Source organism: Enterobacter sp. 148H3 (assembly GCF_034107425.1).
GTDB lineage: Bacteria > Pseudomonadota > Gammaproteobacteria > Enterobacterales > Enterobacteriaceae > Enterobacter > Enterobacter vonholyi.
On the sequence record NZ_JAWNEI010000001.1, the window covers coordinates 332,804 to 356,810 of the forward strand.

The 24,007-nt window shown below is 55.5% G+C and carries 22 protein-coding genes; 8 read left to right on the plus strand and 14 right to left on the minus strand.

Annotation, left to right across the window (positions count from 1 at the left end):
* Positions 1–11: 11 nt before the first annotated feature.
* On the minus strand, positions 12–239 hold the full coding sequence (locus USH94_RS01510) for a YejL family protein (protein ID WP_008500958.1): 228 nt from the start codon (positions 237–239) through the stop codon (positions 12–14).
* A 134-nt stretch (positions 240–373) separates the two neighbouring features.
* On the opposite strand from USH94_RS01510, the gene yejK reads away from it, so the two are divergent.
* The gene (gene yejK, locus USH94_RS01515) at positions 374–1,381 is read left to right on the plus strand and encodes a nucleoid-associated protein YejK (RefSeq protein WP_109845346.1); all 1,008 of its coding nucleotides are present in this window, start codon (positions 374–376) and stop codon (positions 1,379–1,381) included.
* Between the two features lie 49 nt (positions 1,382–1,430).
* On the opposite strand, the gene rplY is transcribed toward yejK, so the two are convergent.
* Both rplY and USH94_RS01525 read right to left on the minus strand, forming a co-directional pair.
* Positions 1,431–1,715, minus strand: coding sequence for a 50S ribosomal protein L25 (gene rplY, locus USH94_RS01520; protein ID WP_008500956.1), 285 nt, complete (start codon positions 1,713–1,715; stop codon positions 1,431–1,433).
* Between the two features lie 125 nt (positions 1,716–1,840).
* Positions 1,841–3,601, minus strand: a complete 1,761-nt coding sequence (locus USH94_RS01525; RefSeq protein WP_111965300.1) for a DEAD/DEAH box helicase — start codon at positions 3,599–3,601, stop codon at positions 1,841–1,843.
* A 152-nt stretch (positions 3,602–3,753) separates the two neighbouring features.
* On the opposite strand from USH94_RS01525, the gene rsuA reads away from it, so the two are divergent.
* The 3 genes from rsuA (at position 3,754) to USH94_RS01540 (ending at position 6,297) form a co-directional block, all read left to right on the plus strand.
* Positions 3,754–4,461, plus strand: a complete 708-nt coding sequence (rsuA, locus tag USH94_RS01530) for a 16S rRNA pseudouridine(516) synthase RsuA (protein ID WP_021241522.1) — start codon at positions 3,754–3,756, stop codon at positions 4,459–4,461.
* Between the two features lie 15 nt (positions 4,462–4,476).
* The gene (locus USH94_RS01535) at positions 4,477–5,673 is read left to right on the plus strand and encodes a Bcr/CflA family multidrug efflux MFS transporter (RefSeq protein WP_008500953.1); all 1,197 of its coding nucleotides are present in this window, start codon (positions 4,477–4,479) and stop codon (positions 5,671–5,673) included.
* 279 nt (positions 5,674–5,952) lie between these two features.
* Positions 5,953–6,297, plus strand: a complete 345-nt coding sequence (locus USH94_RS01540) for a YejG family protein (protein ID WP_008500952.1) — start codon at positions 5,953–5,955, stop codon at positions 6,295–6,297.
* A gap of 3 nt (positions 6,298–6,300) precedes the next feature.
* Here the strand turns inward: USH94_RS01540 and yejF are convergent, their stop codons facing one another.
* The 9 genes from yejF to USH94_RS01585 all read right to left on the minus strand — a co-directional run bounded on the left by yejF (position 6,301) and on the right by USH94_RS01585 (position 17,893).
* Complete coding sequence (gene yejF / locus USH94_RS01545) at positions 6,301–7,890, minus strand: microcin C ABC transporter ATP-binding protein YejF (RefSeq protein WP_111965301.1); 1,590 nt, start codon at positions 7,888–7,890, stop codon at positions 6,301–6,303.
* Between the two features lies 1 nt (position 7,891).
* Complete coding sequence (locus USH94_RS01550) at positions 7,892–8,917, minus strand: ABC transporter permease (protein WP_111965302.1); 1,026 nt, start codon at positions 8,915–8,917, stop codon at positions 7,892–7,894.
* Positions 8,917–10,011, minus strand: coding sequence for a microcin C ABC transporter permease YejB (locus USH94_RS01555; RefSeq protein WP_029740961.1), 1,095 nt, complete (start codon positions 10,009–10,011; stop codon positions 8,917–8,919). The genes USH94_RS01550 and USH94_RS01555 overlap by 1 nt, the downstream gene beginning before the upstream one ends.
* Positions 10,012–10,020: 9 nt before the next feature.
* Entirely contained in the window at positions 10,021–11,826 is a 1,806-nt protein-coding gene (locus USH94_RS01560) for an extracellular solute-binding protein (protein WP_111965303.1), read from the minus strand.
* Positions 11,827–11,899: 73 nt separating this feature from the next.
* Positions 11,900–13,456: a cyclic di-GMP phosphodiesterase gene (locus USH94_RS01565; RefSeq protein ID WP_111965304.1), complete on the minus strand. Its 1,557-nt coding sequence runs from the start codon at positions 13,454–13,456 to the stop codon at positions 11,900–11,902.
* Between the two features lie 127 nt (positions 13,457–13,583).
* The gene (gene mepS, locus USH94_RS01570) at positions 13,584–14,153 is read right to left on the minus strand and encodes a bifunctional murein DD-endopeptidase/murein LD-carboxypeptidase (RefSeq protein WP_008500946.1); all 570 of its coding nucleotides are present in this window, start codon (positions 14,151–14,153) and stop codon (positions 13,584–13,586) included.
* A 415-nt stretch (positions 14,154–14,568) separates the two neighbouring features.
* A complete protein-coding gene (locus USH94_RS01575; RefSeq protein WP_181574040.1) occupies positions 14,569–15,282 on the minus strand; it encodes a phosphatase PAP2 family protein in 714 nt (237 codons plus the stop codon).
* Positions 15,283–15,315: 33 nt separating this feature from the next.
* Positions 15,316–16,302, minus strand: a complete 987-nt coding sequence (locus tag USH94_RS01580; protein WP_111965306.1) for a CobW family GTP-binding protein — start codon at positions 16,300–16,302, stop codon at positions 15,316–15,318.
* A gap of 124 nt (positions 16,303–16,426) precedes the next feature.
* The gene (locus USH94_RS01585; protein ID WP_111965307.1) at positions 16,427–17,893 is read right to left on the minus strand and encodes a mannitol dehydrogenase family protein; all 1,467 of its coding nucleotides are present in this window, start codon (positions 17,891–17,893) and stop codon (positions 16,427–16,429) included.
* Between the two features lie 205 nt (positions 17,894–18,098).
* On the opposite strand from USH94_RS01585, the gene uxuA reads away from it, so the two are divergent.
* Entirely contained in the window at positions 18,099–19,289 is a 1,191-nt protein-coding gene (uxuA, locus tag USH94_RS01590) for a mannonate dehydratase (protein ID WP_111965308.1), read from the plus strand.
* A gap of 117 nt (positions 19,290–19,406) precedes the next feature.
* Here uxuA and yeiP read toward each other — a convergent pair whose 3' ends face one another.
* Entirely contained in the window at positions 19,407–19,979 is a 573-nt protein-coding gene (gene yeiP / locus USH94_RS01595) for an elongation factor P-like protein YeiP (protein ID WP_008500940.1), read from the minus strand.
* 163 nt (positions 19,980–20,142) lie between these two features.
* Between yeiP and USH94_RS01600 the strand changes: the two genes are divergently transcribed.
* Positions 20,143–20,397 carry a YkgJ family cysteine cluster protein gene (locus USH94_RS01600; protein ID WP_111965309.1) on the plus strand — a complete coding sequence of 85 codons (255 nt, stop codon included), beginning with the start codon at positions 20,143–20,145 and terminating at the stop codon, positions 20,395–20,397.
* On the opposite strand, the gene setB is transcribed toward USH94_RS01600, so the two are convergent.
* Entirely contained in the window at positions 20,394–21,575 is a 1,182-nt protein-coding gene (gene setB / locus USH94_RS01605) for a sugar efflux transporter SetB (protein WP_111965310.1), read from the minus strand. The genes USH94_RS01600 and setB overlap by 4 nt on opposite strands.
* A 361-nt stretch (positions 21,576–21,936) precedes the next feature.
* Between setB and fruB the strand changes: the two genes are divergently transcribed.
* On the plus strand, positions 21,937–23,067 hold the full coding sequence (fruB, locus tag USH94_RS01610) for a fused PTS fructose transporter subunit IIA/HPr protein (RefSeq protein WP_111965334.1): 1,131 nt from the start codon (positions 21,937–21,939) through the stop codon (positions 23,065–23,067).
* Positions 23,067–24,005, plus strand: a complete 939-nt coding sequence (fruK, locus tag USH94_RS01615) for a 1-phosphofructokinase (protein ID WP_008500936.1) — start codon at positions 23,067–23,069, stop codon at positions 24,003–24,005. Before fruB ends, fruK begins: the two co-directional genes overlap by 1 nt.
* Positions 24,006–24,007: the final 2 nt, after the last annotated feature.

Below are 24,007 nucleotides of genomic sequence, written 5' to 3' on the forward strand. Positions count from 1 at the left end.
GTTCGTATCCCTTAATGGGCCGGGTCGTTGCTGACGGACGACTGTAAAGCCTGGGCGAAAGATTTTGCGATCGCCTGACGCTGAGCCGGAGCAACGCTGGTGTTAATCAGGTTGGTGACCATATTTCCCAAAACCATCAGGGAGAGATCGGTCGGCGTTTTATGTTTTTCCAGTACGTTGACCAGCTCACTGAGCAGTTGTTCAACGTGTTCATCACTGTAGCGGGAATGTTGTGGCATAAATCAAAATCAGTTTGTTGATGAAAGGGCAACATATTACCGTAGCAACAGCTTTTTTTCCCCTTTTTTATCTGTTGTTGCACACATGTCCTGGTGGTGGTTGAATACCGCCCGGTCTAAAAGGAGAGTTTATCATGAGTCTGGAAATCAACCAGATTGCCTTGCACCAGCTTATCAAGCGTGATGAGCAAACCCTTGAAGTGGTGCTGCGCGATTCGTTACTGGAACCCACGGCGACCGTGGTGGAGATGATGGCAGAGCTGCATCGCGTCTACAGCGCCAAAAATAAAGCCTATGGTCTTTTCAGCGAAGACAGCGAACTGGCCGATAGCCTGCGCCTGCAGCGCCAGGGTGAAGAGGATTTCCTGGCGTTTAGCCGTGCGGCAACCGGGCGTCTCCGCGACGAGCTGGCTAAATATCCGTTCGCCGACGGCGGGATTGTCTTGTTCTGCCACTACCGCTATCTGGCGGTCGAGTATCTGCTGGTTACCGTGCTGAATAACTTAAGCAGCATGCGCGTGAACGAGCAGTTGGATATCAGCTCGACGCATTATCTGGACATTAACCATGCGGATATCGTGGCGCGTATTGATTTGACCGAGTGGGAAACCAACCCGGAGTCGACCCGCTACCTGACTTTCCTGAAGGGACGCGTGGGCCGCAAAGTGGCGGATTTCTTTATGGACTTCCTCGGTGCCAGTGAAGGGCTTAACGCCAAAGCGCAGAACAAAGGGCTGCTCCAGGCGGTTGACGATTTCACAGCCGAAGCGCAGCTTGATAAATCTGAGCGCCAGACGGTGCGCCAGCAGGTTTACAGCTACTGCAACGAACAGCTGCAGGCAGGGGAAGAGATTGAGCTGGAGTCACTGTCAAAAGAGCTGGCGGGCGTCAGCGAAGTCAGCTTCCAGGAGTTTACCGCAGAGAAGGGCTATGAGCTTGAAGAGAGCTTCCCGGCGGATCGCAGCACGCTGCGTCAGTTAACCAAGTTTGCCGGCAGCGGCGGTGGGTTAACCATTAACTTTGATGCGATGCTGCTGGGTGAACGTATCTTCTGGGATCCGGCCACCGATACGCTGACCATTAAAGGTACGCCGCCGAATCTGCGCGATCAGCTTCAGCGCCGCACCTCGGGCGGTAAATAGCAGGCACAAAAAACCCCGCAGAAGCGGGGTTTTTTCGACAGGTTTGCGATTACGCGCGAACGAAGTCGATGTGAGTCAGTTTTGGCTTGAACGCGTGACGCTGAACAGCCTGAACTTTCACTTTTTCTTCTTTACCGCCAACAACGATGGTCAGAACTTCGCTGTAGAATTCAGCTTTGGTCTGCAGGTTCCACAGTTTGTCGTGATCCAGTTCGATGGCAACTGGAGCAGCTTCGCCACCGTAAACGATAGCCGGGAACTTGTTAGCGGTACGCAGGCGGCGGCTCGCACCCTTACCCTGCACGTTACGTACTTCTGCTTCGATAGTGAACATTGATTTCTCTCTGTATTTAAAACCCTACTACAGGCGACCCAGCAGCAGGTGAGTGTTCTGCCTCACGGATGTGAAGCGGGCGGCATTTTATACTCAAATGCCCCCCACATCAATGAAAAGTCCCGCTAACCGCGCAATTCGTTGGCGCGACGGAAGCGACCTTCGTAGTCAAAGAGTTTCTCGCGCACCTGCCAGAACTGGCCTTTTTTGCGGGCGACCACAAAATCCGGATGGCGCAATAGCACCTGCTGGCGCACGATATCCGCCACGGTGATCCAGCGCAGGGGCACTCCCGGGGTGCGGATGTGCGGGCGAATAAACAGCTGTTCGAAGGCCGTTCGCTGGGCAGGCGTCTGGAGCCGGAAGCGCTCGCTGACGTCCGCCCCGTCTTCATCGTAATAGGTGATTTTCAACCATTCACCTTTTTCATCGGCGCCGGGCTGCAACGCCATGCCGGAACAGCGCAGCACCAGCGCATCTTTCAGCTTTAATGCCGCTTTCAGCATGTCGTCCGGGTCAACCAGCACCGTGTCGCATTCCCGACAGCGGCGAGCGGCAATGTCGTTTTCGGCGTTGCACTGCGGGCAGTTTTTAAAGCGGAAACGAAAATCGCACTGCTCGCGATGCCCGTCATCATCTTCAAACCAGCCCTGACAGCGGCGGCCAAAATGTTCGATCAGCGTACCGTCGGCGGTGGTTTTTCCCCAGAAGGTGTTGGCAAACCCGCAGGCAGGGCAAAAGACCTGCACGGGCACGTTGTCGCTTTTCCCTTTTGGCGCGCCGACCTCAGGCGTATAGAGATCGTGCGGGTTACCGGCATAATCCAGAATCAGGCAGTCGGTTTTCCCCGGCGCCAGACGCAGGCCGCGGCCAACAATTTGCTGATACAGACTGACCGATTCGGTCGGACGCAAAATAGCGATCAGGTCGACGTGCGGGGCGTCAAAGCCGGTGGTCAATACCGATACATTAACCAGATAGCGGAACTGCTGGGCTTTAAAGGCCTCAATCAGGCGGTCGCGCTCGGGGCCGGGCGTCTCGCCGGTGATGAGCGCCGCGTCGCCGGGGGGCAGTAACCCGGTGATTTCTCGCGCGTGCTCAACGGTGGCGGCAAAGATCATCACCCCTTTGCGCGTCGCGGCGAACTCCTCTATCTGGCTGATGATATGCGGCGTAATGCGCTTTTGCTTTTTCAGCTCCTGGTTAAGATCCGCTTCGCTGAATAACCCGTTGCTCTGCGCCTGCAGGCGGCTGAAATCGTACTGCACCACCGGCATATCCAACCGCTCAGGTGGCGTCAGGTAGCCATGTTTAATCATGTAGCGCAGAGGAAGCTCGTAGATGCAGTCGCTAAACAGGGCCTTGTCATCGCCGCGCACCATGCCGTGATAATGGTAACGATAGATCCAGCCTTTCCCCAGGCGAAACGGGGTCGCCGTCAGGCCCAGCAGGCGCAGGTGAGGGTTCACCTCTTTCAGGTGCGACAGGATTTGCTGATACTGGCTGTCGTCGTCGTCGCTGATGCGGTGACACTCGTCGACAATCAGCAGCGAAAATTCGCTGCGAAACAGGTTCAGATTGCGCGCCACCGACTGCACGCTGCCAAACACCACTTTGCCGTGGCTCTCTTTACGCTTTAGCCCGGCGGCGAAAATATCGGCTTCCAGCCCAAGCGCACAATACTTGGCATGGTTTTGCGCGACGAGCTCTTTAACGTGCGCCAGCACCAGCACGCGGCCGCGGGCCAGACGCGCCAGTTCGGCGATGACCAGGCTTTTGCCTGCGCCGGTTGGGAGCACAATCGCCGCCGGCTCGCGATGTTTACGGAACCAGGCGAGGGTGGCGTCAACGGCTTCCTGCTGATAGGGACGAAGTGTAAAAGTCATGGGGTCTCGGTTTCGTTATTCCGCACATAGTATGCCACGAAACTTTTTCCCTTGAGTGGCGCAACCAGACCATTATACTGAACCGTTCCATACTGCTTCTTTTTTCGGACCTGTTGTCCGACTTCCTGCACCATTAAGGCTAAAAAGATTTCATGCGACTTGATAAGTTTATCGCTCAGCAACTCGGCGTAAGCCGCGCTATTGCCGGGCGCGAAATTCGCGCCAGCCGCGTTACCGTGGATGGCGACATTGTGAGAGACAGCGCGTTCAAACTGCAACCTGACCATCAGGTGGAGTATGACGGCAATCCGCTGACCCAGCAGCACGGTCCGCGCTACTTCATGCTCAATAAGCCGGAAGGCTACGTCTGCTCAACGGACGATCCGGATCACCCGACGGTGCTCTATTTCCTCGACGAGCCGGTGGCGCACAAGCTGCACGCCGCAGGTCGACTCGATATCGATACCACCGGGCTGGTGCTGATGACCGACGACGGTCAGTGGTCGCATCGCATCACCTCTCCACGCCACCACTGCGAGAAAACCTATCTCGTGACGCTGGAGTCACCGGTGTCGGATGACACGGCAGAGCACTTCGCGAAAGGCGTTCAGCTGCATAATGAAAAAGATCTGACCAAACCGGCGGTGCTCGAAGTCATCACTCCGACGGAGGTCCGCCTGACCATCAGCGAAGGGCGCTACCATCAGGTGAAACGTATGTTTGCCGCGGTGGGGAACCACGTTGTTGGCCTGCATCGCGAACGGATTGGTGCGATTGAACTCGATCCCGACCTGGCGCCTGGCGAATATCGCCCGTTAACGGAAGAAGAGATCGCCAGCGTCGGTCTGCCTTCGCACTAATTTCAGGAGAACTCTGTGACCACCAGGCCACACTCGTCGTTCAAAATCGTCTTCATTCTTGGCCTGCTGGCCATGCTGATGCCGCTGTCAATTGATATGTATCTGCCCGCGCTGCCGGTCATTTCCGCGCAGTTTGGCGTCCCGGCGGGCAGCGCGCAGATGACGCTCAGCACCTATATTCTCGGCTTTGCCCTCGGCCAGCTGTTTTATGGCCCGATGGCCGACAGCCTTGGACGCAAGCCGGTCATTCTGGGCGGGACGCTGGTGTTTGCGGCCGCAGCGGTTGCCTGCGCGCTGGCGCAGACTATCGATCATCTGATTATCATGCGTTTCTTCCACGGTCTGGCGGCGGCAGCGGCAAGCGTGGTGATTAACGCCCTGATGCGCGATATCTACCCCAAAGAAGAGTTCTCCCGCATGATGTCGTTTGTCATGCTGGTGACGACGATTGCGCCGCTGGTGGCGCCAATGGCCGGTGGTGCGGTGCTGGTGTGGTTCAGCTGGCATGTGATTTTCTGGATCCTGGCCCTGGCCGCGCTGCTGGCCTCCGCGATGATCTTCTTCTTTATTGATGAAACGCTTCCCGTCGAGCGCCGCCAGAAGTTTCACATCCGTACCACCATCGGCAACTTTGCCTCGCTGTTTCGCCACAAGCGCGTGCTCAGCTATATGCTGGCAAGCGGGTTCAGCTTCGCCGGAATGTTCTCCTTCCTGAGCGCCGGGCCGTTTGTCTATATCGAGCTGAACCACGTTTCGCCGCAGCACTTCGGCTATTACTTTGCGCTTAACATCGTCTTCCTGTTCATCATGACCATCATCAACAGCCGCTTTGTCCGGCGGGTGGGGGCGCTGAACATGTTCCGCGCCGGGCTGTGGATCCAGTTTGTGATGGCGATCTGGCTGGTGGTGAGCGCGTTTCTGGGCGTGGGCTTCTGGGCGCTGGTGGTCGGCGTGGCGGCCTTTGTTGGCTGCGTGTCGATGGTGTCGTCCAATGCGATGGCGGTGATCCTGGATGAGTTTCCGCACATGGCAGGAACCGCATCATCTCTGGCAGGGACGTTCCGCTTCGGCATCGGCGCTATCGTCGGGGCGTTGCTTTCGATGGCCACCTTTACGACGGCATGGCCCATGCTGTGGGCGATGGCTTTTTGCGCAACCAGCTCGATACTCTTCTATCTTTACGCCAGTCGACCGCGAAAAGCGGCCCACTAAAACGCAGAGAAGGCCCGGAAGGGCCTTTTTTGTTGATGCATATCAACCAAACCCCCGTTCGTTTATTCCGTGTTTGTTTATTTTATGTAAAATCTATTTGTGTAAAAAGTCACATCATTGTATTCAAAAAGGTTGAGTTAGATCGCAGAAACGGGTACATATAGCGCCGACGCGAGCCTGAATACCGATAAAAAAGTGCTGAATAGTGCAGGCTGACGATGATGTGTTACTATAAATGTAAATAAATTGTGAAGTAAGTTTTGCTTCCGGGGAACGAACGTGAATACATTACAACTTTCTATTGTCCATCGCTTGCCCCAGAGCTATCGCTGGTCGGCGGGTTTTGCTGGTTCGAAAGTTGAACCGATTCCGCAAAACGTCGCGGGCTGTGAAAACTGCCTGGTGGCGCTCAAGCTGCTGAGCCCGAGCGACGAAAATGCCTGGCGGGTGATGGAGCGTCTCAGTCAGGCCCTGACGGATATCGAAGTGGACAGCTCCGTACTGGAGTGCGAAGGTGAGCCGTGCCTGTTTGTGAAAAGCCAGGACGAGTTTGCTGCTACCTGCCGCCTGAAAAATTTTGGCGTTGCTATTGCAGAGCCTTTCTCCGGCCAGTATCCATTCTGAGCGCTAGTCTGACGACAACAGCTGGCGCGTGTAGCGCTGCGTTGGCGCGCTAAATAGGCGCTGGCAATCACCCTGCTCGACCACCTCTCCCTGACGCAACACAATCACCTGATGGCATAGCGCCCGCACCACCTGTAAATCATGGCTGATAAAGATATAGGCCAGCCGGTGCTTTTCCTGTAACCCTTTCAGCAGCGCCAGGATCTGCGCCTGTACGGTCCTGTCCAGCGATGACGTCGGTTCATCCAGAATAATCAGCTCCGGTTTCAGGATCAGCGCGCGGGCAATGGCGATACGCTGGCGCTGCCCACCGGAATATTCCGCAGGGTAGCGGTGGCGCGTCTCGGGATCTAGACCCACTTCGGTCATGACCCGCATGACCTCCTGCTCGCGTTGCTGCGCGCTCAGGCCGGGCTGATGGACGCGCAGACCCTCTTCGATAATCTGTAACACGCTGAGCCGTGGGTTAAGCGAGGAGTTGGGATCCTGAAACACCACCTGCATGCGGGGACGCACGGGCAGCATCTGGCGGCGGTTCCAGCGGTGCAGCGGCATATCGTCAAAGAGGATCTCGCCCTGGGAAGCAATTAAGCGCAGCAGCGCCAGACCGGTGGTGCTTTTGCCCGAGCCGGATTCGCCCACCAGCCCCAGGGATTCCCCCGGGCGCAGCGAGAAGCGGATATTTTTCAGCACCGGATTGCGATCGACAATGCGTCGCAGAATACCTTTGCGGATCGGGAACGAGACGGACAGATCCTCAACGCGCAGCAGCGGCGTGCTGTCCGCATCGAGAGGAACCGGGTCGCCGGAGGGTTCGCTGTCGAGCAGGCGCTGCGTATAGGGGTGCTGTGGGGCACTCAGCAGCGCGGACGCCGTATTCTGTTCAACACAGCGTCCGTTTTGCATCACCGCGACGCTGTCGGCCAGCTTTCTCACAATGCTCAGGTTGTGCGTGATAAACAGCAGGCTCATGTTCAGCTCGTCACGCAGTTCCCGCAGCAGCGTCAGTATTTGCGCCTGTACCGTCACGTCAAGCGCCGTTGTGGGCTCGTCGGCAATCAGCAGTTCGGGGCGCGTCAACAGGGCCATGGCGATCATCACGCGCTGGCGTTCGCCGCCGGAGAGCTGATGCGGAAAATCATTCAGCCGTTTGGCCGCATTGCGTATGCCCGTTCGTTCAAGACAATCCAGAATTTCTCCCCGCGCGGCCTCTTTGCGCATCCCTCGGTGCAGGGAAAGCACTTCATAAAGCTGTTTTTCGAGGCTGTGCAGAGGGTTAAGTGAAACCATCGGCTCCTGGAAGATCATCGCGATTTTGTTGCCGCGAATGCCGCGCAGGGTATGTTCGTCGGCATGCAGCAGCGAACGGCCGTGAAAAAGAATGTCCCCTTGCGGATAGCTCACCGGCGGAGAAGGCAGCAGCCGCAGGATGGAGAGCGCCGAAACGCTCTTGCCTGAACCCGATTCACCGACCAGAGCCAGCGTTTCCCCGGGCTGGATCTGCAGCGATAAATCGTTGACAACGGTACGCGTCTCGCCCTGCTTTGAAAAAGCAATCGACAGGTTATCAATACTCAGAAGAGGCTGGGTCATCTTATACCGCCTTGTTCGGATCAAAGGCATCGCGCACGGCTTCGCCAATAAAAATCAGCAGCGACAGCAGCACGGCCACGGAAAGAAAGGCGGCGATGCCTAACCACGGTGCCTGGAGGTTGTTCTTACCCTGCAGCAGCAGTTCGCCAAGCGACGGGGAACCCAGCGGTAGCCCGAAACCGAGAAAATCCAGCGAGGTGAGGGTGGTGATGGAGCTACACAGAATAAACGGCAGGAAGGTGAGCGTTGCCACCACGGCGTTGGGCAGCATATGGCGGAAGATGATACTCCGGTCGCTAACGCCAAGCGCCTGCGCGGCGCGGATATAGTCGAAATTGCGGGTGCGCAGAAACTCCGCCCGCACCACGCCGACCAGCGCCATCCAGCCGAACAGGACGGTGATGCCTAATAGCCACCAGAAGTTCGGCTGCACCACGCTGGAAAGCAGGATGATCAGAAACAGCGTTGGCATACCAGACCAGACTTCGATGATACGCTGGCCCCACAGGTCAATTTTCCCGCCGTAGTAACCCTGAACGGCGCCCGCCACAACGCCCATCACGCTGGAGAAGAGCGTCAGCATCAGCCCAAAGAGAAGCGATATTCGCGTGCCGTACAGGATGCGTGCCAGCACGTCGCCGCCGTTAGCATCCGTTCCCAGCCAGTTTTGCGCGGAGGGCGGGGAAGGGAAGGGGGTCGTGGTAGCGAAGTTTATACTGTTTGCGCCAAAGCGCACCGGCGCCCAGAGCGCCCAGCCGTGCTGCTCAATCTGCTGGCGAAGCCACGGATCCTGATATTCCGCCCGTGTCGCAAACGGGCCGCCAAAGTCGCTTTCGCTGTAGCTGGCGAAGACCGGCACGTACCAGCGATCGTTAAAATGCACCAGCAGCGGCTTGTCGTTGGCGATCAGCTCCGAACACATGCTTAAGGCAAACAGCACGGCAAAAATCCACAGCGACCAGTAGCCGCGGCGGTTGTGGCGAAAACGGGCCCAGCGGGCCTGATTGACGGGGCTTAAACGCGGCATCAGCGGCCCTCAAAATCGATTCGGGGATCGACCAGCGTATAGCTGATATCACTGATGATATTCAGCAGCAGGCCAATCAGGGTGAAAATATAGAGTGTGCCAAACATCACCGGATAATCGCGCGATACGGTAGCCTCATAGCCCAGCAGCCCCAGTCCGTTGAGCGAGAACATGACCTCTATCAACAGCGAGCCGGTAAAAAACATGCCGATGAACGTGGCCGGAAACCCGGCGATTACCAGCAGCATGGCGTTGCGGAACACGTGTTTCCACATGATCTGCTTCTCGCTCACGCCCTTGGCGCGGGCAGTAACAACGTACTGCTTACGAATTTCATCGAGAAAGGCGTTTTTGGTCAACATGGTCAGGGCCGCAAACCCGCCAATGACCGTGGCCAGAACCGGCAGTGTGATATGCCAGAGGTAGTCCGTGATTTTCTGATACCACGGCAGGGAACTGAAATCGGCGGAGACCAGCCCTCGCAGCGGGAAAAGGTCAAAATAACTTCCCCCGGCAAAAAAGACGATCAGCAGGACGGCAAACAGAAACGCCGGGATGGCATAGCCGATGATAATGAACGTGCTACTCCAGATATCGAAACGGCTACCGTTATACACCGCTTTGCGGATCCCAAGCGGTATAGAGACCAGATAGATAATCAGCGTTCCCCACAGCCCCAGCGTGATCGAAACCGGCAGGCTTTGCTTGATCAGCGTTAACACTGACGCACTGCGAAACAGGCTATCGCCAAAATCAAAGCGGATGTAATCCCAGAGCATTTTGAAATAGCGCTCGTGAATCGGTTTGTCAAAGCCGTAGCGGTGGGTGATCTCGGCGATCACTTCCGGATCCAGCCCGCGTCCGCCGCGATAATGGCTTTCGCTGATATTTCCAACGCCGGTTCGCGCATGGCTTGCACCCATGCCTTCACCTCCGCCGCCGGGCATGCCGCCGCTGTTGCCAAATTCAATGGCGGCAATCGCCTGATCGACCGGGCCGCCGGGAGCAATTTGCACGATAAAAAAGTTAATCGTGATGATGGCCCACAGGGTGGGGATGACCAGCAGGAGACGACGGATAAGATAGGCACCCATGATGATTCCTTATCGCCGCTCAGCGGGAAGTCTGGCGGCTTTGTTAACGTCATACCACCAGGTATCAAAGCCCAGGGAGTAGACAGGGCGCACGGCAGGCACGGAGAACTTGTCCCAGCGCGCAAGGCGATCTTCGCCCATATACCACATCGGCAACATGTAGTAGTTCCAGGTTAAGACCCTGTCGAGGGCGCGCCCGAGCGGCAGGAGCTTTTCTTTATCCCCCTGCGCCGCCACGATTTTCGCAATCAGCGCGTCAATCGCCGGGCTTTTTACCCCCGGCGCATTGTACGAGGAGTCGATGTAGCTGGAGGCCCAGGAGATTTGCAGGTCCGAGCTGGGCCATGGTTGGGCGGGCCACAGGCGCTGCATCATGTCGTAATCACGGCTGCGCATGCGGCTGGTGATCTGCGCGTTATCCACCTGGCGAATGTTCATGGTCACGCCCAGCCGCTCAAGATTGTGCTTAAACGGCAGCACCCACTGGTCGTTGCCCCCGGACGAGAGCAGCAGCTCAAAGCTGAGAGGCTTTCCCGTTTTGGCATCAACACGTTTTTGATTCTTCAGATGCCAGCCCGCGTCATCCAGCAGCTTGCTGGCTTTGAGCAGGTTGTCGCGGTCGTAACCGTCACCGTTTGAAGCCGGCGGCTGAAACACCGTTGTAAACACCTCTGGCGGTACCTCTGCTTTAAGGGGTGCCAGCAGAACCAGTTCGTCGGCTTTCGGATAATCACGCGCGGCATATTCCGTGTTCTGGAAATAGCTGTTGGCGCGGCTGTAAGCCCCGTAAAACAGCGCTTTGTTCATCCACTCAAAATCAAAGGCCAGGGAGATGGCTTCCCGCACCCGGCGGTCATTAAATACCGGACGCTGAATATTAAACGCCAGCCATCGCGTGTCTTGCGCAGACTCATTTTTATGCTCGTCTTTGACGATATAGCCTTTGGCGAAATTTTTGCCGATATAGCGGGTCGCCCAGTTTTTGGCGCTGCTCTCGACCCGCAAATCGAAGGCCCCCGCTTTGAACGCTTCAAACGCCACGTTATCGTCAAGGTAGTAATCATAGCGAAGGGTGTCGAAGTTCCAGCGCCCGCGGTTTACCGGCAGATTGGCTGCCCAGTAGTCTTTGACGCGGGAATAGACGACATATTGCCCCATGCGCCAGTCGGTGATGCGGTAGGGGCCGCCAGCCAGAGGAGGCGTGGAAAGCGGGTCGCTCAGCTTGTGGCTTTTCCAGAACGATTCCGGCATCACCGGCAGCGAGAACAGGCTGAGCATGTTCTCTTTATTTGGTTCGCTCAGCTCGATGCGCACGGTAAGCGGCGCAATGGCTCTGACCGACGCGCCTTTATACACGATGCGGAACTGGGGAACGCCTTCGGTCATAAATTTATGAAAGGTGAACGCAACGTCGCTGGCCTTAACCGGCGTACCATCATGAAAACGAGCTCGAGGGTTAAGGGAGATCTCCGCCCAGGCGAAGTTATCGGCGTAACGCACGTTCTCGGCAATAAGCGGATAGTAGCTGCCGGGCTCGTCATCGGAGGTGACAAAGAGCGTATCGTAAAGCGATTCCGTCCGCGCGGCCGCCACGCCGCGCAGGGCGAAGCGGTTGAAGTTGTCGAAGGTTCCCGTGGCGGAAAGCGTGACCTTTCCGCCCTTCGGCGCGGCAGGGTTGACGTAATCGAAGTGCGTAAAATTGACCGCGTATTTCGGCTCGCCAATCACCGCGAAGGCGATATTTTCTTTGATGGCTTGCGCCTGGCTGGACAGGCTCGTGAATGCCAACATCAGCAACATAAAGCGCATAAGCATCTCGCGGCAGCTCCCTCTTTACAGACCGGCTCGGTTAAGCTGAATAATAAGTGACGTCACGGGCAATGTGAAATTAATCACCCTCGGCCGAAATATCAGGCCGCCATTCGCGGAACTGCGCCAGCGGCATCGGGCGGCTAATCCAGTATCCCTGCAGGAAATTAACGCCGTGTTCGCGCAGCCAGGCGGCCTGTTCCGGTGTCTCTACCCCTTCGGCGACGGTCGACATATTCAGTCGTCTTGCCAGCGTCAGAACGGCATCCAGCACCGGCGACGTTACCGTCTCAGTCCCTATCGCATTAACAAATCCGCGGTCTATCTTGAGGTAGTCCATGGTGAAATGCTCAAGGTAAATCAGCGCGCTGTGGCCGGTACCAAAATCATCAATGGCGATTTCAAACCCTTCGTTATGCAGCCATTCGAAGAGGCTGTTGGCTTCCCGATGGTTAAGCATATCGCGCTCGGTAATTTCCAGCACGATCTGGAAGTAATCTGGCGGCAGTAACGCTTTGAAGGTGCGCATATCGTCCTTGAAGCTTTCCGCATGCAGATGCCCCGGCGCGATGTTGATGCCCACCTTTGCGCCCGGAGGTAACAGCGTTTGTAACACGGGAGCATCGTGAATGATAAGGTCAAAAAGATGCAGCGTCAGCGGGACAATGAGCTTCTGCGCTTCGGCAAAATTGATAAACGCGTCGGGCGGAATTTCCCCCATTGTCGGGTGTTTCCAGCGCATCAGTACTTCCAGCCCGGTCATCTGGAGCGATTTAGCATCGACGACGGGCTGATAGACTACATAAAACTGGCCGCGCTTAATCGCGCTCAAAATCTCTTTACCCGGGTTGAGGCGAATGCTGAGGATATAGTAGTTGAGCGAGCCGGCACAAATGCCGCATACCAGCCCGAAGAACAGGGCGTAAAGAATTTCATCGCTGGTCCAGGCGTCCGCATACAGATTTATGGTCAGGGGAACGTCTTTCAGCGTTGCGGTACGGGCCGGCGTTTCATGAAGATCGTGCGCGTTGACCAGCATGCTGGACCGCGTTGACAGCGCATGATCGCCAATGATGATGGCGATGCCGGCAAATTCGTCCTGGCGAGCCGTGTAGAGCAGGTAAGGCGTCAGGTTGAGATTCACTGAGGTAAATACGCCGCCGTCCTTCACTAGCGGGTTACGGTACCAGATGGCAATGGCGGGCTTGTTGGGCAACATCGGAGTGCCGGGAAGCAACGCCATATCAATCTGTTTGTCGATGTGCAGCTCAGGTATCAGCTCCTCCATCGGGGAATTCATCGGACCCGTAGCAGAAGAGCAGAACGCCATTTTGTCTCTGACCAGCAGGAATGCGCGAACGTTAACGCTAAAGGCAGCGCGCGAGGTGAGTTCCTGATTTACGTCGTGGCAATTGTTTAACGTGAGCGGCTGGAGCACATCGATAGAATTTTTTAACTCATCGAAATAGCTCTCCATATAGATGCTCACATCGTGGATCAGGGTGTCGAATTTGACTTCCCGCTTGTGGTAGCTCCAGAAAAATTGCAACGAACCCAGGAGCAGGGCGGCGATCAGGCCTGTGATGATGCTGAGGATCAGTATCTTGCGATTGCTGGAGAAATAGCGGGTGAACATAGACGTCGTAATTCCTGAAATGCCGCTGGATGTATTCAGTGTAACGGGCAAAAAAAAACACTGCCGAAGCAGTGCTTTTTTTCATCATATCGCCAGCCAAGGGATAACCAACGATACGATAGTCATATTAACTGCGGGTCAGTACGCGGCGTGCTTCGTTGTAGCGCTTTTTCCAGTACGGTTCATTCATGCTGGAAATGGTGACACCGCTGCTGGTTGAGGCATGTACGAACTGGTCATTACCAATGTAGATGCCAACATGTCGACCTGTAGAACCGGCACGGAACAGGACTAGATCACCGGTGCGCAGTTTGGTACGTGAAATCGACTTGCCCATCTCCTGCTGTTCATAGGTTGAACGCGGAAGATCTAACCCAAATTGCTCGCGGAATGTACGCTGTACAAAACCGGAACAATCAATACCTGTTTTTGTGCTGCCGCCAAGACGATAGCGCACGCCTTTCCAGTCAGCATACTGGTCCATAATGCGGGACTTCACGTCCAGATTACGTACCATATTTTCAAATTCATCCTGAGAGGCTTGCAGTGACGAGGAATCTTCCATTCCCACAACACGCGTCTCAGGATGCATATTCTTTGCGGTGTTCGATGTACTACATGCAGACAACAGTACCGCGACTGCTATCGCCGGGATCCCCCGTAAGATATATCTCAGAAACGGTTGAGATTTGACCATTTTGTTTATTTTCCCTTGAAGTCCTTAACGACAAATATCGTTATAAAAATGCCAAACGTGACGAGACTAATTATCTGTTCACATTGAGACAATTCTTTCTGGTCACATTTGTGGTACAGCGCACAAAATTATTCGCCAGCGAAATAATTATCTCTATGGGGCAAAACGAGTTCGAGATTAACCGATTGCCTGGGGTATTGCGAGAAAAAAAAGCCTTTTTTTTATAAGAAAATGTGATACAGAAAGTAAAAATCCGTAATTGCTTAAAATGCGGACAGATCCGAAGCTTTATCGCGCAATTGCTTCATTTTTATCATGAATGTGATGACAAGAATATGACGCTGGGAAAAGATCGTGGCGGAAAGGCTATCGGGGATCATGTCGATCCCTGATAGCTCACGTTAATTTAGGTTAGTTATTTGTTTAATTGTTGTTGCGCTCTGCCGGGAAGATAGCGATCGAACAGCGCTATTATCCTGTCGCTCAGTGGGGTCATCAAACACCACGGCAGCGCAATCAGCGCAACGGAGAGCGAACCGACGGCAATATCGGTGAACCAGTGAGCGCCAATCATTACGCGCGGGAAGGCAAAAACCACAAAAATAATCAGGGCTATGGCAAACGCTTTTCTGCCGAAATAGCGAAGCATAATTGCGGAAAAAATAAGCAGCATCATGCCGTGATCGCCAGGGAAACTGTCCTTCGACGCATCTTTTGTTGGAATATGCAGCAGCTCACTGACGCGATAAATATCGGTGAAAAAGAGCGTTGGGCTGGAACGCTTAACCGGAATAATCGCGGTGGCCAGCTGGTTAATGACGACAGCAAACAGCAGCATCACCAGACCGATAATCAGAATACGCCGACGCCCGGCTTTGTCCTTTTTCAGCCAGAAAGAGAGCATCAGGCAGCCCATCGCCAGCAGCGAGAAGCCGTCGAAGGCGCGGTTGTTGGTAATTGCCACCAGCCACAGGAACGCGTTGCTCTTCACCAGCTCCTGATTGAAGAAGTGAAAAATGGCAGAATCCAGCGGGAACCAGAAACCATGATCTGCCGGGATATACCAGGAGAAGAAAAGCGCCAGACCGGCGACATTAAGCAGTAATATCAGGGGAAAACGAGTTGTCATAACGTTATGCATAGAGTGAAAACTGGGGCAACGTTAGCCGCCCGAACTTAAACGAATCCTCAACAGACTGGACTGGAGGGCATTCCAGTCGGCGTTAACCGCACTAATTAACTCTATACGGCTGTCAGGCGGCGCCACGTTTTGCGTTTCAATAAAGAAATCGTCGCCCTGGCGGTTGATCCGCACCAGTCCGTCCGGGGTGCGCATGATCCCTTTCACGCGATCGACGGGCGCAAGACGGGCCCACTCCAGGATCCCGATGGTGTCAAAAACGGTTTCAGCATCAAAAATCCATCCGCAGGCCTGATATCCCTGGCCGCTATTCAGATTACGACGCCAGCGCTGGTGTTCCGGCAGACTCAGAGCTGCCAGACCCTGCTTAACCGGATGACTGTGCGAATGCTCCGCGCTGGCGGGCAGCGCGGTGAGGTTCAGACGTGGAAGGTCAAGCAGGGCGCTATTAATATTCCCCTGGGTAGTTTCCACCCGTGTGCGATTGCCGCCAAAATGTTGCCACCACGCATCCAGCGCGGCCTGGCTTTCAGCCGTGGCGCGATCTGCTTTATTCGCAACAATAACGTCAGCGGAGGCGAGCTGATCGCGGAAGTTCTCATTGGCCACCGCCCTGTCATCCAGAAGCTGACGCGGATCGAGCAGGCACAGGGTGGCGCGCAAATCGATCCAAGGCTCGTAAACCGGGGCGGTCAGTAAATCAAGGATTTGCTTAGGGTGACCCAGCCCGGTAGGTTCAATCAGCAGGCGGTCAGGTTTGCCCTGACGCAGCAGGGTATTGAGGCCGACCTGCATAGGCAGGCCATTGACGCAGCACATGCATCCGCCGGGGATCTCTTTAATCATCGCGCCGCTGGATGACAGCAACGCGCCGTCAATGCCCACCTCGCCAAATTCATTGACCAGCACGGCCCACTTCTCGGCCGGATCTTTATTCGCCAGCAGGTGGAGAATTGAGGTGGTTTTACCGCTGCCGAGAAAACCGGTGATGAGGTTGGTTTTGGTCACGTGCGCTCCAGATCAGAATTGTGATGCTATAACACTATTCTCTCTATCCTGGCGAAAAACGTGACCTGTGAGAAGGGGAAGGGCGAACGGAGGCCTCATCCGTTCGCGTTAAGCGCAATAATCGTTAAATATTTAACGTTTCGATAACAGCCTGACGTGCGCCGTTGCGGATAATGCGCTGGTATGCCTGGCGGACAGTCTCCACAAAGACGCTGTTTTGTGCGAGATCGTGACCAAAGACCTCACTCAGCCCCAGCAGCGCGTTAACGCGGTCGGCGTCGCTGCTGGCGTTGACGATGGCGCGGATTTTATCGCTGAGGGGATCGCGAACGTCAATCGCATTGCCACGGTCGTCGATACCGCTGACGTAGCGTATCCAGCCGGCCACGCCCAGAGCCATCAGCGGCCACGGCGTATTTCGCTCAAGATGAACGCGGATCCCGTCAAGCATTCTCTGGGGCAGCTTCTGGCTACCGTCCATCGCGATTTGCCAGGTCCGATGCTGGAGGGCCGGGTTGGCAAAGCGTTCAATTAGGCTATCGGCGTAGGCGGTGAGGTCGACATCCTTAATCCGTAACGTGGGGGCCTGCTCGTTCAGCATCAGCCGACGGGCGGCTTCACGGAACGCCGCGTCCTCCATGCATTCATTAATATGCGCGTAGCCGGCAAGATACCCGAGATACGCCAGGAAAGAGTGGCTGCCGTTGAGCATGCGTAATTTCATCTGCTCCCACGGCAGAACATCCTGCACCATCTGGACACCCGCCACTTCCCACTCGGGACGGCCTGCGACAAAATTATCTTCCACCACCCACTGAATAAACGGTTCGCAGCTGATGGCGCACGGATCTTCAACGCCGAGCGCGTCGGTGATTTCCGCAAGCGATGCTTCCGTCGCGGCGGGAACAATTCTGTCAACCATCGTTCCCGGGAAGCTCACGTGGCTATCAATCCATTCAGACAGCGCCGCGGAACGCTTTTGCGCCATGCCCAGCACCGCGTTTTTGACCACGTGCCCGTTATCCGGGATGTTGTCGCAGGAGAGCACGGTAAACGCAGGCAAACCGCGCTCGCGGCGGCGGTGGAGCGCTTCGACCAGGATCCCTGGGGCAGAATGTGGCTCTGAGGGGTTTTCAAGGTCGTGGACGATCCGGGGGTTATTCAGATCGAGTTTTCCGGTCGCGGGATCGATGCAATAGCCTTTTTCCGTGATGGTGAGCGATACAATCGCGACCTGAGGCTCGCAAAATTTCTCAATAATGGCGGGCAGGGAGTCCAGCTTTGCGTTCAGGCACTCATGGACGGCGCCGACGATAATCGCCTCATTTCCTTCAGCCCCTTTCTCCAGCACGGTGAACAGATGCTCCTGCGCGCGCAGCTGGCTCATCAGCACGTCGCCGCTGAACAGGCTAATCTCACAAATCCCCCAGTCGCCGCCTTTTTCATTCAGCACCCTATTTGTTAACAAAGCCTGGTGCGCACGGTGAAACGCGCCAAAGCCAAAGTGAACGATGCGGGAGCGTAATGACTGGCGATCGTAGCGAGGTTGCTGAACCCCGGCAGGAAGGACGGTAGAGGCAATTGTCTTCATGAGATACACACCTGATTAACCATTAATTAACAATGCCAGTGTAAAGTTATATGACAGCAAATAAAATTGGTGAGCCGTAAATATCCCCGTTATGTGAGTTTGATCAATCAATGTGTGGCGGTGTATTGACCCTTCACAGCAAACATGTATGGTAGTCGTCATTGCAGTAACGCATATTGGTATAACAACTTAAGAGGGTGAGGCAATGGAACAAACCTGGCGTTGGTACGGGCCGAACGATCCGGTTTCTCTTGATGATGTGCGTCAGGCTGGCGCAACGGGTGTCGTCACGGCGCTGCATCATATTCCTAACGGTCAGGTCTGGCCGGTAGAGGAAATACAGACGCGTCAGGCGCTGCTGGCGGAGAAGGGATTAACCTGGTCTGTGGTGGAAAGCATTCCTGTTCATGAAGATATCAAAACCCATTCCGGGGAGTATCAGACCTGGATTGCTAACTATCAGCAGAGCATTCGTAACCTCGCGGCCTGCGGTATTGATACGGTTTGCTATAACTTTATGCCCATCCTCGACTGGACGCGAACCGACCTCGAATATCAGATGCCGGACGGTTCAAAAGCGCTGCGTTTCGATCAGATTGCCTTTGCAGCGTTCGAGCTGCACATCCTGAAACGGCCTGGCGCCGAAGCGGATTACACCGCGGAAGAGCAGGAGCAGGCACTCGAATGGTTCAATGCAGCCAGCGACGCGGACATCGAAAAGCTGACCCGTAATATTATTGCGGGCCTGCCGGGTGCCGAAGAGGGGTATACGCTGGATCAGTTCCGCTCCCGCCTGGCGGAATACGGCAATATTGATAAGCACCAGCTGCGTGAAAACATGGCGTATTTCCTGCGCGCAATCGTGCCGGTTGCGGAAGAGGTAGGGGTTCGCCTGGCCGTGCACCCGGACGATCCACCGCGTCCAATCCTCGGCCTGCCGCGCATTGTTTCCACAATTGAAGATATGCAGTGGCTGAAAGAGACGGTCGACAGCATCTATAACGGCTTCACCATGTGTACCGGCTCCTACGGCGTGCGGGCAGATAACGATCTGGTGCGGATGATTGAAACCTTCGGCGACCGCATTCATTTTACGCATCTGCGCGCGACCTGCCGTGAAGAGAACCCAAAAACCTTCCACGAGGCGGCTCACCTGGGCGGCGATGTGAATATGGTGGCGGTGGTAGACGCCATTCTGGCCGAAGAGGCGCGTCGCAAGCAGATTGGCGATGTGCGTCCTATTCCGTTCCGTCCAGACCACGGCCATCAGATGCTGGACGATCTGCGTAAGAAAACCAACCCAGGCTATTCTGCGATTGGCCGTCTTAAAGGGATGGCGGAAGTGCGCGGCGTTGAGCTGGCGCTGAAGATGACGAAGTATCCGGAATTGCTTTAAGACCCGTTGCCCGGTGGCGCTACGCTTACCGGGCCTACAAAAAAACCGGCCTGAGAGCCGGTTTTTGTGTTTTTGTTGGTCGGATAAGGCGAAGCCGCCACCCGACAAACGCCGCAATCAGTCGGCGCGACCCATATAGCGTTTTTCTTCGATATGGATGCGGATCTTCTCCCCAGCGGAGAGGTATTCCGGCACCTGCACCACCAGGCCGGTCGTCAGGGTAGCCGGTTTGTTGCGGGCACTGGCGGATGCGCCTTTGATGCCTGGTGCCGTTTCAACGATTTCCAGATCGACGGTCTGAGGCAGTTCCAGCGCCAGCAGCACGCCATCCCAGGTCAGAACCTGCATGTCAGGCATACCGCCTTCAGGAATGAACAGCAGCTCTTCTTCAATCTGATCTTTGGTGAAGATGTACGGGGTGTAATCTTCTTTGTCCATGAACACGTATTCGTTGCCATCGATGTAGGAGAAATCAACATAGCGACGGGTCAGGGTCACGGTATCGACAATATCGTCACCTTTGAAGCGTTCTTCCACTTTGAGGCCGGTACGCACATCGGCGAAACGCATTTTGTACAGCGTTGCTGCACCACGGGCGCTTGGTGCCTGGATGTCGATATCTTTCACAATCAGCAGTTTGCCGTTGTAATTCAGCACCATACCTTTCTTAATTTCGTTCGCTCTTGGCATTGCAGTAATCCTGTTTACGGGAGGTAAAAAATATCGCGCCAAATTACTCGCGCGCGGCCTTTCAGGCAAGAGGAATTCGTGGCTTTTGCTATCAATACGCAAAAGGTGTTACTGTGCGCGCGATGCCCGACTGCGCGGGCGATCGTCAGCGAAGAGAGCATTTATGGATTGCCGTCCCGATTGTGGCGCGTGCTGCACTGCACCGTCCATTTCAAGCCCCATTCCTGGAATGCCCGAGGGCAAGCCTGCCAATACCCGCTGCGTTCAGCTCTCTGAAAATAATCTTTGCAAGATCTTTGGCTCACCGTTGCGCCCGAAAGTTTGCTCCGGGCTTCAGCCCACGGCCGAAATGTGCGGCAGCACGCGCGAGCAGGCGATGACGTACCTTCTTGAGCTTGAGGCGCTCACCGCACCTTAAACGTCTTTAATCCTCGCCAGACAGCCAATCGTCAGCGTACACATCACCAGCGCAATCCAGAACACCGTGTGATAGTCCCAGATTTCGGCCACAACACCGGCCATTGAGCCCGCGATAATCCACCCCACGCGGGTGGTATTAGTATAAAGGGTGGTGGCAGAGCCTGCCTGGCCCGGCATCAAATCCTGGAAATAGAGCATGCCTATCCCCGCGAGAATGCCAATATAGATGGCGTTCAGCAGCTGTAAAGCCAGCAATAGCCCCGGCGTATGTACCGTCAGCATGCCGACATAGAACAGCAGACCGGCGATGGCGGCAATGCGCATTAAAAAACGCTTTCCGAAGCGCTTTGCGTAATAGCCCGCAATGAGCATCGTCGGGATCTCAAGCCCGGCCGCGGTGCCCATCATGATTCCCGCCAGCTTCTCCGACAGGTGCAGTTCATCAATAATAAACAGCGGCATATTGATGATATACAGGCTGTTGGTGCCCCACATCAGCGTGCAGACAACAAACAGGAGCAGGGCATCGCGGCGGTTGCGGCGCGGTGCTTCCAGCACGCCCGTTGTCACTTTCGGCTCTTTGCGCATGGACGGCAGGAAGAACCACACCAGCGCGCCGCATACCACAAACGCGACAGCGGCACTCAGGTACATCACCGTAAAGCCAAAACCCATCGCCAGCGCGTAGGCCAGCGGCGGGCCAATCACCCATGCCAGCGACACCTGAGCACGCAGGACAGAGCTGAACATCACCGCTTCACGTCCGGTATGGTCCGCGTGTTCACGAGCAAGGGCGAACAGCTGGGGGTTCGCCGTTGAGCCAAAGCTGCTCAGGAATACCCCGACGAAGAGCAGAATGAAATAGTTGCGGTTCCAGGCAAACAGAACGCAGGCCATGACCCCCAGCAGGCAGCAGAAAACGATCAGGCTTTTACGATCGCCTTTTCTGTCGGAGCGTCCCGCCAGAAACTGGCTGACCAGGATGCCGATGATGGCGCTTCCGGTAAAAAAGAAGCCCACCATCGCCGGACGGACGTGAACCTCGTTTGTCAGAAATAGGCTCAATGTCGGCGTCTGTAACGCACCGGCAATGCCCGTGAAGAAGGCAACAATCAGGAACGCCGCTGAGGTCAAATCAAAGGGCTTAGGCGAGACGGCAGCAGGGGTATTATGCATGTTTTATAATTAGCGAGTAGCAGAGAGGGGCGGAGTGTACGCCTGCAGCTAAAAAATAAACAGTGGGTACGGTCAATAACGACACGAAAAATCAAAATGGCATTTCAACTTACACCTTCCCCGGCTGAACTTAGCTGAAACTGACTTGCTGAACTTCAGCAATATTCAGCTAAACGAAGAAGAAATGTGCTGTATCTCTAAATTCTGACATCAGAAAGACGAGTTTACTTGCAAGGCATTGCAGAAAGCGCAAGACTTTTTGAAACGTTTCAGCGCTATCTTGTTTAAACAAACGGAGCAGGCTAGCGCATTTTTTCTCATTAAAGCTGAAACGATTCAATTTCAGCAGGAGTGGAGAACCATGTTCCAGTTATCTGTTCAGGATATCCACCCGGGCGCTCAGGCCGGGGATAAAGAAGAGGCTATTCGCCAGGTTGCCGCTGCGCTTGTGCAGGCGGGTAACGTCGCGGACGGCTATGTCAACGGCATGCTGGCCCGCGAGCAGCAGACCTCAACCTTCCTCGGCAATGGCATTGCCATTCCGCACGGCACAACCGACACCCGCGATCAGGTGTTGAAAACCGGCGTTAAGGTTTATCAGTTCCCGCAGGGCGTGCTTTGGGGCGACGGTCAGGTGGCCTATGTGGCTATCGGTATCGCGGCCAGCAGCGATGAACACTTAGGTCTGCTGCGTCAGCTGACGCATGTCCTGAGTGATGACGCGGTGGCTGAACAGCTTAAGTCCGCCACCACAGCGGAAGAGCTGCGTGCCTTGCTGATGGGCGAAAAACAGAGCGAAGCGCTGAAACTGGATAATGAAACGCTGACGCTGGACGTGGTTGCTTCCGATCTGGTGACGCTGCAGGCGCTGAACGCCGGTCGTCTGAAAGAAGCCGGCGCGGCGGATGCCACCTTTGTGACGCGCGTGATTAACGATAAGCCGTTGAATCTGGGTCAGGGTATCTGGCTGAACGACAGTGCTGAAGGCAACCTGCGCAGCGCTATCGCCGTGAGCCGCGCGGCCAATGCATTTGACGTAGAAGGCGAACGCGCGGCCATGCTGGTGACCGTAGCGATGGCTGATGAACAGCCGGTTTCCGTGCTGAAGCGTCTGGGCGACCTGTTGCTGAACAACAAAGCTGAAAAACTGCTGAACGCTGATGCCTCCACCGTGCTGGCACTGCTGACCAGTGATGATGTGCTGACGGATGACGTGCAAACTGCGGAGTTCGTGGTGCGTAACGAACACGGCCTGCATGCCCGTCCGGGTACCATGCTGGTGAATACCATTAAACAATTCGAGAGTGAGATCACCGTGGCGAATCTTGACGGCACGGGCAAACCGGCCAACGGCCGTAGTCTGATGAAAGTTGTCGCGCTGGGCGTGAAAAAAGGTCACCGTCTGCGTTTCACCGCGCAGGGTGCTGATGCTGAACAGGCGCTGAAAGCGATTGGCGACGCCATCGCGGCGGGTCTGGGGGAGGGCGCATAATGAGCAGACGTGTTGCGACTATTACGCTGAACCCGGCTTATGACCTGGTAGGATTTTGCCCGGAAATTGAGCGCGGCGAAGTCAACCTCGTGCGTACCACTGGCCTGCATGCTGCGGGCAAAGGGATTAACGTCGCGAAAGTGCTCAAGGATCTCGGTATCGACGTCACCGTGGGTGGATTCCTCGGGAAAGATAACCAGGATGGTTTCCAGCAGCTGTTCAGCGAGCTGGGCATTGCCAACCGTTTTCAGGTTGTTCAGGGCCGTACCCGTATCAACGTTAAGCTGACTGAGAAAGACGGTGAAGTGACCGATCTGAACTTCTCTGGCTTCGAAGTGACGCCGTCAGACTGGGAGCGTTTTGTTAACGATTCTCTGACCTGGCTGGGTCAGTTTGACATGGTCTGCGTCAGCGGCAGCCTGCCGTCCGGCGTGAGCCCGGAAGCGTTTACCGACTGGATGACGCGCCTGCGCAGCCAGTGTCCGTGCATTATTTTTGACAGCAGCCGCGACGCGCTGGTCGCGGGTCTCAAAGCCTCTCCGTGGCTGGTGAAGCCGAATCGCCGCGAGCTGGAAATCTGGGCGGGCCGTAAGCTGCCAGAACTAAAAGATGTGATTGACGCTGCCCATGCGCTGCGCGAGCAAGGTATCGCTCACGTGGTTATCTCGCTTGGTGCAGAAGGCGCGTTGTGGGTTAACGCGTCTGGCGAATGGATCGCCAAACCGCCGTCAATGGAAGTTGTGAGTACCGTTGGCGCAGGGGATTCAATGGTTGGCGGCCTGATTTACGGCCTGCTGATGCGTGAATCCAGTGAACATACTTTACGTCTTGCCACTGCCGTTGCTGCCCTGGCCGTAAGCCAGAGCAATGTCGGTATTACCGATCGTACCCAGTTAGCCGCGATGATGGCGCGCGTTGACTTAAAACCTTTTAACTAACA